Origin of the sequence: Mycobacterium xenopi (assembly GCF_009936235.1) — a bacterium.
In the GTDB taxonomy this organism is placed as follows: Bacteria; Actinomycetota; Actinomycetes; order Mycobacteriales; family Mycobacteriaceae; genus Mycobacterium; species Mycobacterium xenopi.
On sequence record NZ_AP022314.1, the window covers coordinates 4,788,951 to 4,806,512 of the forward strand.

The 17,562-nt window shown below is 65.2% G+C and carries 20 protein-coding genes and 1 pseudogene; 11 read left to right on the forward strand and 10 right to left on the reverse strand.

What is annotated here, in order from left to right:
- Positions 1-64: 64 nt before the first annotated feature.
- Complete coding sequence (locus MYXE_RS22980; RefSeq protein ID WP_085195418.1) at positions 65-670, forward strand: TetR/AcrR family transcriptional regulator; 606 nt, start codon at positions 65-67, stop codon at positions 668-670.
- Between the two features lie 125 nt (positions 671-795).
- Here MYXE_RS22980 and MYXE_RS24815 read toward each other — a convergent pair whose 3' ends face one another.
- From MYXE_RS24815 to MYXE_RS22995, 4 genes are read right to left on the reverse strand one after another with little or no spacing between them, the layout of a single operon-like run.
- On the reverse strand, positions 796-1,029 hold the full coding sequence (locus MYXE_RS24815; protein ID WP_232061684.1) for an alpha/beta fold hydrolase: 234 nt from the start codon (positions 1,027-1,029) through the stop codon (positions 796-798).
- Positions 1,001-1,687 carry an alpha/beta fold hydrolase gene (locus tag MYXE_RS22985; protein ID WP_232061685.1) on the reverse strand — a complete coding sequence of 229 codons (687 nt, stop codon included), beginning with the start codon at positions 1,685-1,687 and terminating at the stop codon, positions 1,001-1,003. The genes MYXE_RS24815 and MYXE_RS22985 overlap by 29 nt, the downstream gene beginning before the upstream one ends.
- 21 nt (positions 1,688-1,708) lie before the next feature.
- Entirely contained in the window at positions 1,709-2,743 is a 1,035-nt protein-coding gene (locus tag MYXE_RS22990; protein WP_003921423.1) for a phosphotransferase family protein, read from the reverse strand.
- Positions 2,744-2,745: 2 nt separating this feature from the next.
- Positions 2,746-3,861: a hypothetical protein gene (locus MYXE_RS22995; protein WP_085195420.1), complete on the reverse strand. Its 1,116-nt coding sequence runs from the start codon at positions 3,859-3,861 to the stop codon at positions 2,746-2,748.
- Positions 3,862-3,913: 52 nt separating this feature from the next.
- On the opposite strand from MYXE_RS22995, the gene MYXE_RS23000 reads away from it, so the two are divergent.
- A complete protein-coding gene (locus tag MYXE_RS23000; RefSeq protein WP_085195422.1) occupies positions 3,914-4,513 on the forward strand; it encodes a TetR/AcrR family transcriptional regulator in 600 nt (199 codons plus the stop codon).
- Here the strand turns inward: MYXE_RS23000 and MYXE_RS23005 are convergent.
- On the reverse strand, positions 4,510-5,616 hold the full coding sequence (locus MYXE_RS23005; RefSeq protein WP_003921420.1) for a fatty acid desaturase family protein: 1,107 nt from the start codon (positions 5,614-5,616) through the stop codon (positions 4,510-4,512). The genes MYXE_RS23000 and MYXE_RS23005 overlap by 4 nt on opposite strands.
- 133 nt (positions 5,617-5,749) lie before the next feature.
- Here MYXE_RS23005 and MYXE_RS23010 point away from each other — a divergent pair.
- Positions 5,750-7,152: pseudogene (locus MYXE_RS23010) on the forward strand (IS1380 family transposase).
- A gap of 178 nt (positions 7,153-7,330) precedes the next feature.
- On the opposite strand, the gene MYXE_RS23015 reads toward MYXE_RS23010, so the two are convergent.
- Complete coding sequence (locus tag MYXE_RS23015) at positions 7,331-8,398, reverse strand: ferredoxin reductase (RefSeq protein ID WP_085194527.1); 1,068 nt, start codon at positions 8,396-8,398, stop codon at positions 7,331-7,333.
- Between the two features lie 70 nt (positions 8,399-8,468).
- On the opposite strand from MYXE_RS23015, the gene MYXE_RS23020 reads away from it, so the two are divergent.
- The 3 genes from MYXE_RS23020 to MYXE_RS23030 are packed head-to-tail and all read left to right on the forward strand — an operon-like array spanning position 8,469 to position 11,051.
- Positions 8,469-9,143, forward strand: coding sequence for a TetR family transcriptional regulator (locus MYXE_RS23020; RefSeq protein ID WP_085194587.1), 675 nt, complete (start codon positions 8,469-8,471; stop codon positions 9,141-9,143).
- 37 nt (positions 9,144-9,180) lie between these two features.
- Positions 9,181-9,975 carry a DUF427 domain-containing protein gene (locus tag MYXE_RS23025; protein ID WP_085194529.1) on the forward strand — a complete coding sequence of 265 codons (795 nt, stop codon included), beginning with the start codon at positions 9,181-9,183 and terminating at the stop codon, positions 9,973-9,975.
- Positions 9,976-9,977: 2 nt separating this feature from the next.
- Complete coding sequence (locus MYXE_RS23030) at positions 9,978-11,051, forward strand: DUF4185 domain-containing protein (RefSeq protein ID WP_085194589.1); 1,074 nt, start codon at positions 9,978-9,980, stop codon at positions 11,049-11,051.
- A gap of 6 nt (positions 11,052-11,057) precedes the next feature.
- On the opposite strand, the gene MYXE_RS23035 is transcribed toward MYXE_RS23030, so the two are convergent.
- The 4 genes from MYXE_RS23035 to MYXE_RS23050 all read right to left on the reverse strand — a co-directional run bounded on the left by MYXE_RS23035 (position 11,058) and on the right by MYXE_RS23050 (position 13,539).
- A complete protein-coding gene (locus tag MYXE_RS23035; protein WP_003921415.1) occupies positions 11,058-11,405 on the reverse strand; it encodes a hypothetical protein in 348 nt (115 codons plus the stop codon).
- A 49-nt stretch (positions 11,406-11,454) separates the two neighbouring features.
- On the reverse strand, positions 11,455-12,207 hold the full coding sequence (locus MYXE_RS23040) for an SDR family NAD(P)-dependent oxidoreductase (RefSeq protein ID WP_003921412.1): 753 nt from the start codon (positions 12,205-12,207) through the stop codon (positions 11,455-11,457).
- Between the two features lie 49 nt (positions 12,208-12,256).
- The gene (locus MYXE_RS23045) at positions 12,257-12,862 is read right to left on the reverse strand and encodes a GNAT family N-acetyltransferase (protein WP_085194531.1); all 606 of its coding nucleotides are present in this window, start codon (positions 12,860-12,862) and stop codon (positions 12,257-12,259) included.
- 221 nt (positions 12,863-13,083) lie between these two features.
- Complete coding sequence (locus tag MYXE_RS23050) at positions 13,084-13,539, reverse strand: MaoC family dehydratase (RefSeq protein WP_003921410.1); 456 nt, start codon at positions 13,537-13,539, stop codon at positions 13,084-13,086.
- Positions 13,540-13,788: 249 nt separating this feature from the next.
- Between MYXE_RS23050 and MYXE_RS23055 the strand changes: the two genes are divergently transcribed.
- From MYXE_RS23055 to ag85C, 5 genes are all read left to right on the forward strand, one after another.
- Entirely contained in the window at positions 13,789-14,283 is a 495-nt protein-coding gene (locus MYXE_RS23055; protein ID WP_003921408.1) for a metallophosphoesterase family protein, read from the forward strand.
- Positions 14,284-14,305: 22 nt separating this feature from the next.
- Positions 14,306-14,767: a MarR family winged helix-turn-helix transcriptional regulator gene (locus MYXE_RS23060; protein ID WP_003921406.1), complete on the forward strand. Its 462-nt coding sequence runs from the start codon at positions 14,306-14,308 to the stop codon at positions 14,765-14,767.
- Positions 14,764-15,582 (forward strand): ATP-binding cassette domain-containing protein, encoded by an 819-nt coding sequence (locus tag MYXE_RS23065; protein WP_085194533.1) that lies wholly within the window; start codon positions 14,764-14,766, stop codon positions 15,580-15,582. The genes MYXE_RS23060 and MYXE_RS23065 overlap by 4 nt, the downstream gene beginning before the upstream one ends.
- Positions 15,583-15,652: 70 nt before the next feature.
- Positions 15,653-16,402 (forward strand): ABC transporter permease, encoded by a 750-nt coding sequence (locus MYXE_RS23070; protein WP_112650239.1) that lies wholly within the window; start codon positions 15,653-15,655, stop codon positions 16,400-16,402.
- 153 nt (positions 16,403-16,555) lie between these two features.
- Complete coding sequence (ag85C, locus tag MYXE_RS23075) at positions 16,556-17,548, forward strand: diacylglycerol acyltransferase/mycolyltransferase Ag85C (protein WP_003921402.1); 993 nt, start codon at positions 16,556-16,558, stop codon at positions 17,546-17,548.
- Positions 17,549-17,562: the final 14 nt, after the last annotated feature.

The following is a 17,562-nucleotide window of genomic DNA, read 5'->3' on the forward strand; positions in this document are numbered from 1 at the left end:
TCATCGGGTACGGTACTCTTTGGTACCAAACTCTGGCAAGGGAGAATTCGAGAGGAGCGCCGACGTGTCAGCTGTGGCCGACGACGCGTCTCCGCTCGACATCGATCCATTTCGGCGCCGGCTGCTCGACGGCCTCGCCACCTCGATTGGCGAACGGGGATACCGCGCGACCACGGTGGCCGACATCGTCCGGCATGCGCGCACGTCAAAACGCACGTTCTACGACCGGTTCGTCAGCAAAGAGCAATGCTTTTTGGAGTTGCTGCGCGCCGACAGCGAACGGCTCAGTGAGGAGATCCGGGCGGCGGTCGACCCCGAGGCGGACTGGCATCGCCAGATCCGTCAGGCGGTCGACGCCTACGTCGGCAGCATCGAATCTCGGCCGGCCATCGCGTTGAGTTGGATTCGCGAGCTTCCGTCCCTCGGCGCAGCGGCGCGGCCGGTGCAGCGCCGAGGGTTAGAACTGTTGACCAACCTGCTGGTCGATCTCAGCGGCAGTCTCGGGTTTCGCCGAGCCGGCCTGCCGCCGCTGACCCCGCCATTGGCGGTGATATTGCTGGGCGGGCTGCGGGAACTCACCGCGCTCGCGGTCGAAGACGGTCACGACATCCGCCAGATCGTCGAACCTGCCGTCGACGCCTCGGTAGCACTGCTCGGCCCGCGGCAGTGAAACGGACAACTTCCCCGGCCGCCGTTGCGTGCCCACTGCGATCCTGAATCGATCCGCAGAGGCCCACCGAAAAGCGCTGCGAAAGCGCATATTTCGCTGCACCAACGGCGGTGGTGCAAGGTTGTTCACACCTTGACGAACTTGCGGACGCGGTCGAGCACCAAATCGGGACGCTGTTCGACGATCCAGTGCCCGACTCCGTCGACGAGTTCGAGTTCGAAATTGCTTGCTCGCTTGGCATATCCGCGCAGCAACTGCGGCCTGATGACAGGGTCGGCGGTGCCATGCAGCCAGCGGATCGGAATGCTCAGCTGCTCACTGTTTTTCGGCTCATACGCACCGCGTAGCCAACTCAGCATCTCCCTGGTCTGGAAGGTGCGGTACCACCGCGACCCGGCGACGGCGTGCCCAGGCTCGCGCATCAGCTCGACATAGAACCAAAAGTCGTCGTCGGGCGGCGAAAACCCCGCCGACCCACGACACCAGCATTCGGAAGTAGCGAGCCTTGGGGTCGCCGATCACCCGTGGCCCGATGACCGGGAGCGCGATCGGGATTTGATACCACAACCGCCACATATTCGAGATTGTGGCAAGGTCGCGACTGGGCCACGGCGCCAAAGTGTTCAGTCCGAAGAATCCGTCCACCTTCGCCGGGTGGCGCAGCATCATAATGAACGCCACGGGGCCGCCCCAGTCGTGGGCGACCACCTTCACCTTCCCAACATCCAACCGGTCAACAACAGCGGCAAGATCGTCTGCCATCTCGTCTTTGCGGTACAGCGAACGCGGTGCTGAACTCCATCCCGCGCCGCGCAGATCGGGACACAACACCCGGTAACCGTCGGCGGCTAGCGGGTCGATCAAGCTGTGCCACTGCCACCAATTCTGCGGAAAGCCGTGCACCAGCATCACCGCCGGCCCGTCGGCGGGGCCGGCATCGGCGACGTGGATTGTCACCTCATCAGCTACGTCGATGAACCGGTGCTCGACCCCCTCTAGAGCTGGCAAGCTGACCATGTGGCGACAAGATAGCCGAAATCAGTCCCCGCCGAGCACAAACTCGACACGCTGCGCGCAAATTTCGGCCAGGTCCACCCCGTCCATCGCAAGCTTGGCGTTCAACCGGATCATCGCCACGGCCAGCAGCAGCGCCGACGTCACATCGGCGAACCGCATGTTGGTCAGCCGATGTCCGGTCAGTCGCTGGTAGCGCTCGAGGGTTTCCTCTCGGCCCGGCGTGCCGGGGGCCGGTGCATGCCCCTCGAAGGGGCTGGATATCCAGTCGGTCATCAGCATCCACGCGACGTCGCCGGCGGGATCTCCCACATAGGCGATCTCCCAGTCGAGCGCGGCGACCGGCGTGAAGTCGCGACGGTAGAGCACATTGGACATCCGACTATCGCCCCAGCACAACGTGACCCGCTCCGGGGTGTACAGATGCGCGTCGAGCCAATCGAGCGCCCGGGTAAACACCGGATGCAGCGGCGCGTCCCCGCTGGCCCAATTCAGCGCGTAGCGAAGGAAATTGGCCAGCCGCTGCGGTGGTGTGCTCCCGAACTGCGACAACGCTAGAAACCCCAACCGATAGCGGTCCGGATCTATGGCGTGGACCTTCGCGATGATGTCCAGGCAGCCATTCCACAGCGCAGCGCGGCCCTCGTCGTCGGTGTCGGCGAAGATGCCCGCCTGCTGATAAGGGGGCACGTCGCTGACGGTGACAACGTCGTCAATACGGTCCATCACGAAATACGGCGTGCCCAGCGCGGTGCCGTCGGCGTCGATCCAGCGCACGGTCGGCACTGGGACCGGTGAGCCGGCCAGTCGCTGCATGGTCAGGAACTGTCGGCGCAGGTCGTAGCCGGGAAGTATCGCGTGGTCGGGAGGACGGCGAAACACCAGGCCAACACTCGACGGAGCGCTCAATCCGACAACGTCGAACAGGTATGTCTCGGTGGAATAGCCGCCCTCGGCTCGTCGCCAATTGACGATGCGTGCCGAGTCGCCGCCTGGAATCATCTTTCGCACAACGGGTTCCAGCGCCAGCGGTAGTTCTTCGGCGGTCAACCGCGCCACGGTTACCAACCCGTGTACCCGTAACGGGGGTAGGCACCCATGAACACCATTTCGACCAGGCCATGCCCGACCTTGCCGTCCATGCGGACTTCACACAGTGTTTCGCTGAGCATGCTCACCGGTCGGATCACAGCCAGGTCGCCGGTGTCGACGGTGTAGCCATCGATGAAATCCGTTCCGCGCCAGTAACCGGAGGCGTAACCGTTGACCTCCATGTAACCGGCCAGGCCAGGCCAAAAGTCACACAGCGGAGTGACGTCGATGGTGCTCGTGCTGCGGTCACCCCGGTGGATGGTGAAGGTGCCGGAGCGAATGACGCGCAGCTCGTCACGGAACTTCAGATCGTGCTCGACGTCGATGATCTTGCCCGGTTCATGGCCGCTGTCGATCGGATACAGCAGCTCACCCTCGAATTGCCAGCGTTCGCCGGCGCTGGTCTCGCGCTGCGCGAAATGCACCAGCTCGTCATCGAACTGAAAAATGCCCATGTAATACAGCACGCCGTCGGGAATCTCGGCGGGCTGCAATTCGGTGCCTTCCGGTAGGCTGCCGCCGCCCGGGCCGTGGCGCACACCCCACGAGTGATCGCGGCCGAACCACCAGCGCTGCGGATCGATGTCGATGCGCTCGTCGCCGACTTCGATCCAGCCTTCCAATTCGCCATTCTGATAGAAGCGGCGTGCGTCCTCGATGACCCGGCCCCGGCTGCGGTGAAAAGCCGGCGTCTGCTCGTAGACGGGAAACTGGCCGCGTAACCGTAGATCCAGGCTCAGGCCATGGTCGTTGGGGCCCAACACCGCTCGCACACACCGCAGCGGTTCTTCGATCGTGTAGGTGAACGGCCCCACCGTGTAGGTGCCCAATTCCGCGGTGTCGGGTCGCAGTTCGGTCGACATGCGCACCACGGTGGTCTGTCCACCGCGTCGGGTCACCATCGCGTAGGCATCGGTGACGTTGCGGTTGGGGTAGCGAGCCAGACCGGTCATCACGTTGATGTCGCCGGACTTGTCGAATCCGTACATCACGATGCGCTCGGTCCAGCGCAGGTCGCTCTGCGAGACGTGGTCGAAAGTGGTGGACAGCTGGTGGCACAGCAGCTCGTCATGGGACGTCAACATAGGGGATTACGTTAGAGCATGCCACGTAATAAAACTAGAGTAGGTTTGCGGTGTGAAACCCCAGCCCGCAGCCCCCGGACGCCCCCGCGACCCACAGAAGGATCGCGACGTGCTTGCCGCCACTCGACAGCTGCTGGTGGAGGTCGGCTATCAGCGAACGACGATCGCCGCGGTGGCCCGGCGCGCCGGGGTCGGCGCGCCGACGATCTACCGCCGTTGGCCTCGCCGGGAGGCGCTGATCGAGGATGCCGCGTTCGGTCACACACAGCCCGCGCCGCTGCCCGCGGCGACCGGTAATCTCTACGCCGACCTGCGGGCGTGGGTGGAGGCATTCCTGGTCCAGTTGGCCGACCCGGTCACCCGCGCGGCCATCCCTGGCCTGCTGGTGGCCTATCACCGCGACGAAACACTCTACGAGCGCCTGGTATCGCGCAGCGAAGAGGATGTGCGCGCCCAGCTCGTCGAGCTGCTGGCCGCCGACGGGCTCGAGGAGCGCGCCGACGCGGTGTTCGACCTTTTGGTGGCGTCCACCGCCATCCGGGCATTGACGGTCGGGCTGCGCGACGTGGACAAGTTCTGTGAGCGGACCGCGGAAGCCCTCACCGCACTTGCCTATTCGTCGTGGCAGCCCGACCCAGGCCGCGACGGTTAGGCGGCTGCCCGTTCCTCGTCGTCGACGACGTCCTGTTGGGCGCCTTTCGGCGGGAAGGCCAGCTTGACGATCTTGCGCACCACGGTGCCGAACTGGCGCAGCAGCGGCCCGCTGTTGTACGGGATACCGTACCGTGCGCAGATCTCGCGTATCTCGGGTGCGATCTCTGCGTAGCGGCGCGCGGGCATGTCCGGAAACAGGTGGTGCTCGATCTGGTGCGACAAGTTGCCGGACAGCAGATGAAAGAGCCTGCCACCGGTCAAGTTTGCCGAGCCCAGTATCTGCCGCAAGTACCACATGCCGCGAGACTCATCCCGTGTCTCTTCGATGGAGAATTCCTGCGCACCGTCGGGGAAGTGTCCGCAGAAGATGATCATGTACGACCAGACGTTGCGGATCAGGTTGGCCGACATGTTGCCGGCGAAGACCAACGGCGCAAACGGCCCGGCCAGCAGCGGGAAGGCGACGTAGTCCTTCAGCAGTTGACGACGCGTCTTGCGCCAGATCCCTTCCAATGTCTCGCGCTTGTCGGCCAGCGAGATCTCGCCGGCACGAATGCGTTCGGTTTCCAGCTCATGAAGCGCGACGCCATATTGGAATAGCACCATCAGCAGGAATGCGTAGACGGGGTTACCCAGGTAGTACGGATGCCAACGCTGACCTTCGCTCATTCGCAGGATGCCGTAGCCGATATCCCGGTCCATCCCAACGATGTTGGTGTGGGTGTGGTGCATGTAGTTGTGTGAGTGCCGCCATTGATCTGCCGGGCACGCGGTGTCCCATTCGAAGCTACGACCCGAGATCGACGGGTCACGCATCCAGTCGTACTGGCCGTGCATGACGTTGTGCCCGATTTCCATGTTGTCCAGGATTTTCGACAACGCCAGCATCGCGGTGCCCGCCAGCCAAGCCGGCGGCACAATCCCTGCGAACAGCACGGCACGGCCGCCTATTTCGAGCACGCGTTGGGCCTTGATGACCCGGCGGATGTAGGCGGCGTCGCGTTCACCGAGGTCAGCCATGACGCGTTCCTTGATGGCGTCGAGTTCGCGGCCGAGGGCCTCGGCCTGGTCGGGCGTGAGGGTGATCGTGGGTTGTGACACGACTTCTCCTTAGCCTAAATCCGTGGATGGTTCCGGTGATTTGATCGGCGTGTGAACAGCGAAAATGCCTTCTGAACTGGGACAATACGAGTGCTGAGGCCGCATTTGTCCATAGTCCGGGAAGGCACTTTCGATGCACTCATCGTATACGTTCACCACCGGATCGGCGGTGTTTGACGAGCAGAATCTGCTGTCGGCGGCCGGGTTGGTGCCAGTGCTGGAACTGGCTGAGCAGACCGGTCTTTCGGAATTGATCAACGAGCGCGTGGATCTGCCGTCGACTCGGGTGAAGTCCGGCGCGGTCAACCCGGCTGGCAAGCTGACCTCGATCGTCGCCGGGATGATGTGCGGCGCGGACAGCATCGATGATGCCAATGTGCTGCGCGCCGGCGGCACACCCCGGGTGTTCAACGAGGTATATGCCCCATCGACGTTGGGGATCTTTTTGCGCGAGTTCACCTTCGGGCATACCAAACAACTCGCCGCAGTGGCCCGCGAGCATCTGATCGCACTGGCGGCGCGCACCCCGCTGCTGGCTGGCGCCGACGAGCGGATGTTTTTGGACATCGACTCGCTGCTGCGCCCGGTCTACGGCCACGCCAAGCAGGGCGCCTCCTTCGGTCATGCCAAGATCGCCAGCCGCGCGCTGCTGCGGCTGGGCCTGTCCCCACAGATCACCACCATCTCCACGGCGACCGCCGCGCCGGTGATCGCCGAGGCGCAGCTACGGAGCGGCAAAGCCGCCTCCGGGCGCGGTGCCGCATACCAGCTCAAGCAGGCGATCACCACCGCGAAAGCGATCAACCCCGACGCGCCGATCCTGGTGCGCGGCGACTCAATGTTTGGCACCAAGAAAGTGATCACCACCTGCATTCAGCGAGGCGCCGAATTCTCCCTGTCGATCAGCCGCAACAAGCGCATCAACGCCGCGATCGCCGCCATCGACGAGGCCGCCTGGACCCCGGTGCACTACCCGGGCGCGGTCGAAGACCCCGACACCGGGGCGTTGATCTCCGATGCCCAGGTCGCCGAAACCCCTACACCCTGCGCCTGGCCCGCGGCCGAACACTGACCGTGCGGCTGGTAGTGCGCCGGGTCAAAGACGCCCGCCACCTGGATGCGTTGTTTCCGGTGTGGCGCTATCACCCGTTTGTCACCAACTCCGCGCTGCCGGTCGACCAGGCCGATATCACCCACCGACGCCACGCCATCATCGAAACCACCTTCGCCGATTTAATCGACGGCCCACTGGCACACATCCCGTCGGGGCTGTTCGCGGCCAACTGCGCCTGGCTGGCCTGCGCGGTGATCGCCCATAACCTGCTGCGCGCCGTCGGCACCCTCGCCGGTGGCCACCATGCCGTGGCCCGCGGGGCTACCCTGCGCCGCGACCTGATCAACATCCCGGCCCGCTTCGCCGCCCCGGCCCGCAAACCAATGCTGCACCTACCCGCCCACTGGCATTGGCGAGCCAGATGGAAGGCCCTGTGGCACAACGTCATCGGTTACCCGATCGCGCAACCCCGCGCCGCCTGACCCCACCTTCCAAGCCCTGTCCGCCCCGCCATCCCAGGCCCGACCCAAGGAACCCAAAGGAAAGCTGGTACAGGCCAGCGGATCACCCACGCCCCACCGCGCCACACTCGGCCGCATCCCAAAACAACCGCGTCGACGGCAACACGAAATCACCCATCCACGGATTCAGGCTTAGGGCTTATAGGGCCAGTTCGACGTCGCCGAGAGGGACGGACACGCAGATCTGCACGTCCTCGTCGGGGGCAGTCGACACCGCACCGGTGGTCAGGTTGCGCACCGCGCCCGCGGTTTTGCGGCGCGTGCAGGTGTGGCAGATGCCCATCCGGCATCCACTTTCGGGCGACAGGCCGGCTGCTTCGGCCTGGGCGAGCAGCGGGCGCCCGTCGCCGACGATGTCAATGCCGCTGTCGGCAAACGTGATCCGTCCGCCCGACGTTTGCTCCACTGGCTCGAATGTCGGCGTCACGAAGCTTTCCGCACGGGCGTTCGGGCAGAGTTCGCGGACCGCGTCCACCAACGCGGTTGGCCCGCAAACGAACACCGCGTCCGGTGCCGGCATTGCGGCCGCCAGGTGCTCGGGGCCGAAGCGACCGTGCAGGTTGCCCGCACCGGAGCGGGTGTAGCCGTGCAGCACGCGCACCCCGGTCATCGCGGCCAGCTCGTCGCGGTAGCAGGCCTCGCCGGGGTTACGCGCGTAGTGGACGAACGCGAGCTCGCCGTCATGGCCCTCGGCTAGCAGCGTGCGCAGCATCGCCATGACCGGTGTGATGCCGCTGCCACCAGACACGAAGAGAATTCGGTGCGGCCGTGGGCTCGGCAGCACGAAATCGCCGCCGGCGCCGGCGAGACCGACCACCATTCCGGGACGGGCCCGCTCATACAGGTAGTTCGACACTAGCCCGCCGTCGTGGCGCCCGATGGTCAGCTCGAGACGGCGGGCGCCCTCGGCATTGGCCGGCGAATAGCAGCGCGTGTGCCGGCGGCCGTTGATCTCGACGGCGAGGGTGACGTACTGGCCCGCCGTGACGTCGGCGGTGAAGGCGGCGTTCGGGGTGAGGGTGAGCGTGACGCTGCGCGGTGTGCTCCGCCGGACATCGACGACCTTGGCGCGCGCCTCGCCGAGCGTCCACGTCGGCGCCACCAGCTCGGTGTAGCGGTCGATGCCGTGCGGGCCGGTAAGCAGGTCAACCAGGCCGGAACCAACCAGCCGGTGCCGCGCTGTCCGAGCCAGGACTTCAGTGAACATATGTACACCGTACGACCACACCGGAGGCCGTAGTCAAGCAGTTACGTGGCTCTGTGTTAGGTTTCACATGGTGAACAGCCGTACGCCTGATCCGCGGCCGCACCGGTCCGGCCAGGGCCGCGGCCGGGAACGTCCCTCCCGGGAAGAACGCAAGGAGGCGACGCGTCGCGCCATCGTCGCGGCCGCGCTCAAGCTGCTTGGCGACCGCAGCTTCGGCAGCTTGAGCTTGCGAGAGGTCACCCGCGAAGCCGGGATCGTGCCCGCGGCGTTCTACCGGCATTTCGAGTCGATGGAGGCCCTCGGGCTGGTGCTGATCGACGAGTCGTTTCGCACCCTGCGCGATATGCTGCGCGGCGCGCGCGCCGGCAAGCTGGACCCCAACCGGGTCATCGAGTCCTCGGTGGAGATCCTGGTCGCCAGCGTCACCGACCGACGGGAGCACTGGCGTTTCATCGGGCGCGAGCGCTCCAGCGGAATGACCGTCCTGCGCTATGCCATCCGCACCGAAATCCGGCTCATCACTTCAGAACTCGCGACCGACCTCGCCCGATTTCCCGGCTTGAACGCGTGGAGTACCGAGGATCTCAACGTGCTGGCCACGCTGTTCGTCAACTCGATGATCGTCATCGCAGAGGCCATCGAAGACGCACACAGCGCCGAAGCGCTCGAAGAGATCAAACGGATCGCGGTCAAGCAGTTGCGCATGATCGCCATCGGGGTGGCCGGTTGGCGCAGCAACCCGTGAGGTAGCCGCACTCCATCGCCGAGGCGATGATGAATCGATGGCCACCAAGATGAGCGACCTGCTCGGCGGCGTGCTCGCGTCGCTGCGCTACGAACCCACCGAGAAGCGGCTGCGGGTTTGTCTCGACGACGAGTTGGTCGCCGACACCCGCCGTGGGCTGCTGGTCTGGGAGCCGCGTCGGGTGGTGCCGACCTACGCCGTGCCGGTCTCGGATCTCTCGGCGCGGCTGGAGCACGTCGAAACCGCGGCACATCCGGGAGACCAGCCGCTGCTGGACCCCGCCGTCGCGTCCGCCGCGCACAGCTGCCCTGGCGCGGTGTTCGACGTCGTGGTCGACGACTTGCGGCGCGCGGCGGCCGCGTTCCGGCCAGACGATCCCGATCTGGCCGACTATGTCGTGCTTGACTTCGGCGCGTTCGAGTGGCGGGAAGAAGACGAGCCGATCGTGGCGCACCCGCACGACCCGTTCAAACGCATCGACATCGTGGCCAGCACCCGCCACGTCCGGCTGGAGTTGCAGGGCCGGTTGCTGGCCGCATCGTCGCGCCCGATGCTGCTGTTCGAGACGCTGCTGCCGGTGCGGTTCTATCTCCCACCCGCCGATGTGGCGGTCGAGCTTGAGCCCAGCGATACCGTGACCTACTGCGCGTACAAGGGTCGGGCGTCGTACTTCTCCGTGCCCGGCGGTCCGGCCGATCTGGCCTGGACCTACCACCACCCCCTTCATGACGCCGAGCCGGTGCGCGACCGGATCGCCTTCTTCGACGAGCGGGTGGACGTCATCGTCGACGGCGAGCGCAGGCAGCGCCCGGTTACCCCGTGGTCGCGCTGAGGATGGGGACGTCGCGGCGGCGTCCAACCGGCAAGCTGGCCGATCTCACCGGCCCCGGGATCACCGACCGGTGGGGTATGACGTGCGCCGATCTCGGCGCGTCGGTGTGCGCGCCCAACGGCATGGTGGTGTCGGTGTTTGGAGACACCTTCTCGGGCACCAAGGTTGGTGACGGCGACTGGCGTTCACCGGTGATCCTGATCGGTACCGGCGACGCCACCCATCCGATCAGCTACCAGCGCGCCGGCGGCGACGATCCCGACTATGCGCGACAGCTTTGGCATTACGTGCACCACACCAGCGGCTCGGCCCGCCGCGGCATCAGCACCGTCATTCCCTCCGACCTGCTGCGGGTCGGCGAGTCGCTTTATCTGCACGCGATCGTCAATAGCGGTTTTGGCAACGTCGTCTGGACCGAGATCTGGAGCTCTGCCGACAGCGGAATATCGTGGCGGCACTTGGGAAATCGCGCGAAGTTCCCGGCGCAGTTGCACCACGGTTACGCACAGTGCTGGTCGTGGGATTACGACCCCGACGACAACTGGGTATATGTCGTGTCCACCGGCTTTCAGCGCGACAAGGGCATCATCTTGCGGCGCGTTCGCCCGAGCGGTATCGCAGATGCGCGCCAGTATTCGGGGTGGGGTGCGGCCAACGGTCGCTGGTCGTGGGGCCAGGATCCGACCCCGCTCACGCCCCACGACGAAACCTGGGGCGAGCTGTCATTGCGCCGGCTCCCCGACGGGAAATGGATTCTCGGCGGATTCCTGTCGTCACACTATGCGCTGGGCTACCGGGTGCTTGACTCCCCCACCGCGGTGCACGACGCGCCACTCCAACGGCCGGTCGTCGGCTCGGCGTGGGAGGCTGAGGACCACGCCATCAACCGGGTCGCGCAACTGTACGGCGGATACGTTCTTCCCGGCTCGCGACTCGATATGCCCGGGGGTGTGGGTCTTGCGGTCTCGCAGTGGAACACCTCGCACGGTTGGCCGTATCGGGTGATGCAATTTCGGGCGACGCTTCGTGACACCACCCGCTCGTCGCACCGCACCGCCGACCAGATCACCCGCTGAAGCCGATCACTCGTCGGGAACCTCGAACAGCGAATCGCCGTCCTCGGGAGTCCCGCTCACCTGGCCGCGATGCGCTCGGCAACGGACGTCGTCGTCCACGGTGTCGTCGAGGACATCGGGCTCCTCGGCGGCGAGCCTGTCGTCAAGTGATGGGCTTTGGCGCTCTTGGCCTTCCGTCGTTTCGATCCTGTCGGCCTCGCTCCACGCCTCCGGTGGATCGACGACGATGTCGCCGTCCGCGTTACGGAGTTCGTCGGAATCGGTGGACTCGCTCGGGTTGAGCGTCTGGCCAGGCCCGCCCTCCTCCGGGAAGTCCGACGGGTCGACGAGGTCTTCGGCGTTGTCCCTAGCCATAGGCAACGGTTGCCCCTGGTGTCGGATCGCTAAACCAGCCGGAGGGCGGTTAGAAGTTCAGCGGGTAACCGCCGCTGACCTTCAGCGTCTCACCGGTGATGAAGGAGGAGTCGTCTGAACACAGGTACAACATCGCCGACACGACGTCGTCCGTGGTGCCGAGCCGGTGCACGAGCTGACGTTCGCGAACGATGTCGTCGACCAGCCCATGGGGCAGGTCGGCCAGTGCATTCTCGGTGTTCGTCAGGCCTGGCGCGATCGCGTTGACGCGAATCCGATCCGGTGACAGTTCGGAAGCAAAGGCGACGGTCAAGCCCCGCACCGCCAGCTTGGACACCCCATACGGGCTGACGTTCATGAAGCCGGCCATCGACGAAATGTTCAGCACGACACCGCCGCCTCGCTCCCGCATCGAATCTCGGCATGCCAGAGTGCAATTGATAACACCGATTACATTGACTTCGAACAACTCACGGATGTCGTCGCGCGAAAGCACGCTAAACGGTTGGTTGTACTTGGTGAGGTGACGACCGGCGTTGTTGATCAGGATGTCGATGCCGCCCAGCTGTTGGATGGCCAGGCCGACGGCAGCGTCGACTTGCTGTTCGTCGGCGACGTCGCAGGTCACGGCGATCGCGCGGGCGCCTTCGGCGGTCAGTTCGGCGGCGGCGCGATCCGCGGCAGCGCGGTCGATGTCGGCGATTGCCACGCTCGCCCCCTCACCGGTCAGCGCCCGGGCGAACGCTCGGCCCAGCCCCGTCGCGCCGCCGGTGATGAAGGCGATCTTCCGGTGGAATCGCACGGGGCAACGGTAGCGCGGTTACGGCCGCGCTCCAGCGGTATTGCAGCGGTTATCTCGGCGCCCGCCACATCGGCCAGAGGGTCGGCCCGCCGTCGGGGAGCACGATCTCGCCGGTGACCGTGAAGCCGAAACGCTCGTAATAGGGTACGTTGTCGGGTTTGCTCGACTCGAGATAGGCCGGAGCATGCTCGGCATCGCAGCGGTCGAGCCGTGAACGCATCAGGGCCTGCCCGAATCCGCGGCCGCGGACCGCGATGTCGCTTCCGATGACGGCCAGATACCAGTGCGGCTCCTCGGGATGGTGATGCTGCAGGAGTTCCATCGCGTCGCGCGCACCCGATAGCCGCAAGCCGAATGTGCGGATCAGCGCGGGCAGCATCGCCAGCTGCTCGCGCGCCGAGTGCTTCCACCGGTTTGGCGGATCCCACAGCGCCGCCGCGCCGATGCCCGAAGCATCCCAGGCGACCTCGACGCCGCCGCCGGAGAGATGGTGATGGCGGATCAGCGTCGCGAACAGCGCGGGCAATCGCGCGGAGCGCGCGTTGTCGTCTGGCAGCATCCAGGTGGTCACCGGATCGTCGTAGAACGCTCGTCCCAGTACCCGCGACAACCCACGGACATCGGCTTTGCGGGCGGGACGGGTCTCGATCGTCACAACCGCAAGGCTATCGTGCGGGCCTTGTTGCTGACGGGCCTAGAGGTCGCCCCAGCCGGGTGAACCCAACCGCAAACACCGACGACCGATGCAGTCGAGCCGGTGGGTCTAGAGCCGGACAAATGACGGCCGTCGCATGCTGCGCGAATACGGGCCTGCGTCAACAGCTTTCCTGTTTCAGCGTTTGCCGACCGAACACGCCGCCGCGGAATTCTAGGCGCTCAAGAAACGTAGCGGACAATGCTTTCCGCCACACAGGCCGGCTTGGCTGCTCCCTCGATCTCGATGGTTGTCGACAGCGTGGCCTGCACTGCGCCGTCACCGACGTCGGCGACGTCGACCAGCGAGCTTTGCGCCCGTATCTTCGAGCCCACCGGCACCGGCGCGGGAAAGCGCACCTTGTTCAGGCCGTAGTTGATGGCGAGCTTGATGCCCTTGACCTCGTAGATCTCATGCAGCAGGCGCGGAAGAAGCGACAACGTCATGAACCCGTGCGCGATGGTGGTGCCGAACGGCCCTTTGGCCGCCCTGTCCGGGTCCACATGGATCCACTGGTGGTCGCCGGTCGCGTCGGCGAACAGGTTGACCTCTTGCTGAGTGATGGTCACCCAGTTGCTCCGGCCGATGGTCTGGCCCTTGGCCGCGGCGAGTTCGGCGACTGACTCGAAGGTGCGCATGCGGTGTTCTCCTCTGCTAGGCCCGGCGACAATGCTGGTATGAATCGTGCCACCGTTGGCGCGGGGAGCTGCGCCGGTCCCTGACCGATGTTTCGTGCTGGTCGGTGTTCGGGTAGTCCGATGCCAGCAGGTGCGGCATCTCCGGGCATCGGAAGGACGCAACCATGACCGCAAAGAAGGGCCATAAGAGGATGCCGGCGAAACCGGTGCCGAAGCCCGGCGCAACCGCGGATAGCGCACGATGAGCGGGTGAGGCTCTTACTGCTCGCCGATACCCACATCCCGCAACGGGCTCGTGACCTGCCCGCACGGGTGTGGGACGAGGTCGCCGCAACCGATGTCGTGGTGCACGCCGGGGACTGGACAGCCCCGCAACTCCTCGACGAAGTCGAAGCTCGGGCGCGCCGGCTGGTGGCGTGTTGGGGAAACAACGACGGGGCCACGTTGCGCTCGCGGCTGCCGGAGCGAGCAGATGTCATCCTCGACGGCGTGCGTTTCACGGTCGTGCATGAGACCGGCAGCGCCAAGGGCCGGGAGACGCGCATGTCGCGGCGCTACCCCGACACCGACGTCCTGGTGTTCGGGCACAGCCACATCCCGTGGGATGCCACGACCGCCACCGGCCTGCGGCTCCTGAATCCGGGCTCGCCCACCGATCGGCGCCGCCAACCGTACTGCAGCTACATGACCGCCACGGTGGACGATGGCGTTCTCAGCGGCGTGGCGCTGCACCGCCTCGAATAGATAGCTCCTAAACAGAGCTATTATGGGTGCAGTGAAGTCACGCACTGATCTGGGCTCCGAGGTATGCCGCGTGATCGGGCGGTTTCGCCGCCAACTTCGACGATCCGCCGGCCACGGATTCGCGTCCGCGCGGTTGACCGAATCGCAGGCGGAGTTGTTGTGGCTGGTAGGACAGCGCCCCGGGATTTCGGTCAGCCTCGCCGCCGCCGAACTCGGGCTGGTGGCCAACACCGCGTCCACCCTGGTGTCCAAGCTGGTCGCCCAGCAGTTGTTGGTCCGCACCGTCGACGCCGCCGACCGTCGCGTCGGCAGGTTGTGGCTCACGGAGTCGGCGCAGCAGATGGTCGATGCGTCGCGCGCCGCGCGCCGGGCGGTGCTTTCCGACGTACTCGGTGAGCTTGACGAGCGCCAGATCGCTGCGCTGACAGAGGGATTGGAGGTCCTCGAGAACATGACCCAAATGATGCGGGAAAGATCAACATGAGCCGATCACCGATGCTCGCCGTCGATTGCCGGAATCTGACATATCGCTACGGCCAGTTCACTGCCGTCGACGATTTCACCCTGCAGGTGCGCTCCGGCGAGACGATGGGTCTGCTGGGGCCCAACGGCGCCGGAAAGACGACGCTGGTGCGCATGCTCACCACCTTGGCCCCGGTACAGCATGGCGAGCTACACATCTTGGGCTTCGACGCTCAAGCCAACACCGTCGACATTCGCTGCAACATCGGCTATGTGCCGCAGGAACTTTCGATTGAGCCGGCGCTGACGGGCCGGCAGAACGTGGAATGGTTCGCGCGACTGTACGGGGTGCCACGCGCCGAACGCCCCGTGCGTGTCGACGCGGCGCTCGCCGCGATGCAGTTGCTCGACGTCGCTCACCGGCTGGCGGCCACCTACTCCGGTGGCATGGTGCGACGGCTGGAACTCGCGCAGGCGCTGGTCAACCGGCCCTCGCTGCTGATGCTTGACGAACCCACCGTCGGGCTGGATCCGATCGCTCGTGACAGCGTGTGGGCGCAGGTGCGAAACCTGCAGGACGAGTACGGCATGACCGTGCTGCTCACCACCCATTACATGGAGGAGGCCGACTCGCTGTGCGACCGGGTCGCGCTGATGCACCGGGGCAAGCTGCGTGCGCTCGGGACGCCGACCGAGTTGAAATCGAGCGTCTCATCCGATGCCACGCTCGAAGACGTGTTCCGGCATTACGCAGGCTCCAGCCTGGACGACGACACCTCCTCGCAGGGTCTGCGCGCAATCCGTTCCATCAGAAGGGTAGCGGGTCGTGTCGGTTGATTACACCGCTGATTGCACCGCGGGCGGTCAGTTGGCCCGCGCTCCTCGTGGTTGGCAGCGGCTGCGCGGGATGTGGTCGCGTGTCAGCGCTTTCGCAGTCGTCGAACTTCAGAAACTGCAGCACGACCGCACTGAGTTGGTCATGCGGATGGTGCAGCCGGCCCTGTGGCTACTGATCTTCGGCACGACGTTTAGCAAGTTGCATGTCATCGATACCGGATCGGTATCCTACCTGGCGTTCTTGGCTCCCGGCATCATCGCCCAGTCGGCGTTGTTTATCGCGATTTTCTATGGGATACAGATCATTTGGGATCGCGACTCCGGTGTGCTCGCCAAATTGTTGGTGACGCCCGCACCGGCGTCGGCGCTCGTCGCCGGGAAGTCGTTTGCGGCGGGGGTGCGCTCGGTTGCGCAGGTGATCGGAGTGCTGGGCTTGGCGTATCTGATGGGCGTGCATTTGACCGCCAATCCGCTGCGTGTGCTGGCAGCGATGGCGGTCGTCGTAGTAGGTGCGGCGTTTTTCGCTTGTCTGTCAATGACTTTGGCTGGCTTGGTACGTAACCGCGACCGCCTGATGGGCATCGGTCAGGCCATCACGATGCCGTTGTTCTTCGCGTCGAACGCGCTTTACCCGGTCGACGTGATGCCGAGATGGCTGCGCTTGCTCAGCAAGGTCAACCCGGTCAGCTATGAAGTCGACGCCCTGCGGGCGCTGCTGATCGGTCCGGGGTTCAAGGTGGCGGACATCGCCGTGTTGGTGGTCGCGGCCGCAGTCGGCATCGCCACGGCCTCAGCGTTATTGCCGCGCCTGGTCCGCTAGCCCGAGTCCGCTCCGAGTCGTAATCGTTAGCCAACCGCGACATCCCACCACGGCGGCGACAAACGCCAGACCGTATCCCGCTGTGTTTGACTGCCGAAGAACAGCCACTCGGCCGCATCTAGCGGCAGATGAAAGTTGGGATGGGTAGGAGCTATGAAGTTCGTTGAACAGTTGCGCGGTGCAGCGGTGAGTCTGTCGCGCAGGCTGACGATCGCGGCCATAGGGGCTGCCCTATTGCCCGGTGTGGTCGGCGTTTTCGGCGGCTCGGCGACCGCGGCGGCATTTTCCAAACCGGGTCTGCCGGTCGAGTATCTGCAGGTGCCCTCACCGTCGATGGGCCATGACATCAAGGTGCAATTCCAGGGCGGTGGACCGCACGCGGTGTATCTGCTCGACGGGCTGCGCGCGCAAGACGACTTCAACGGTTGGGACATCAACACTCCGGCGTTCGAGGAGTATTACAAGTCGGGGTTGTCGGTGATCATGCCGGTCGGTGGGCAGTCCAGCTTCTACACCGACTGGTATCAGCCAGCCTGTGGCGCAGCCGGCTGCCAAACCTACAAGTGGGAGACGTTCCTGACGCAGGAATTGCCCACCTGGCTGCAGGCCAAGAAAGGTGTTTCCCCGACTGGCAATGCGGTGGTGGGCCTGTCGATGTCGGGTGGTTCGGCGTTGATCCTCGCCGACTACCATCCGCAGCAGTTCCCCTACGCCGCGTCGCTGTCGGGCTTTCTCAACCCGTCGGAGGGCTGGTGGCCGACATTGATCGGCCTGGCGATGAACGACGCCGGCGGATTCAACGCCACCAACATGTGGGGTCCGACCAGCGACCCGGCGTGGAAGCGCAACGACCCGATGCTGCAGATCCCGCGGCTGGTCCAAAACAACACCCGGATCTGGGTTTACTGCGGTAACGGCACTCCGACCGACCTTGGTGGCGACAACATGCCGGCCAAGTTCCTGGAAAGCTTCACACTGCGCACGAACGAAGCCTTCAGGGACAACTACATCGCCGCGGGCGGCAGAAACGGCGTGTTCAATTTCCCCGCCAACGGGACGCATTCCTGGCCGTACTGGAACGACCAGCTGGTGGCCATGAAGCCCGACATCCAGCGGGTGCTCGCGGCCGCACCCAACGCCGCCTGAGACACACGAACGTC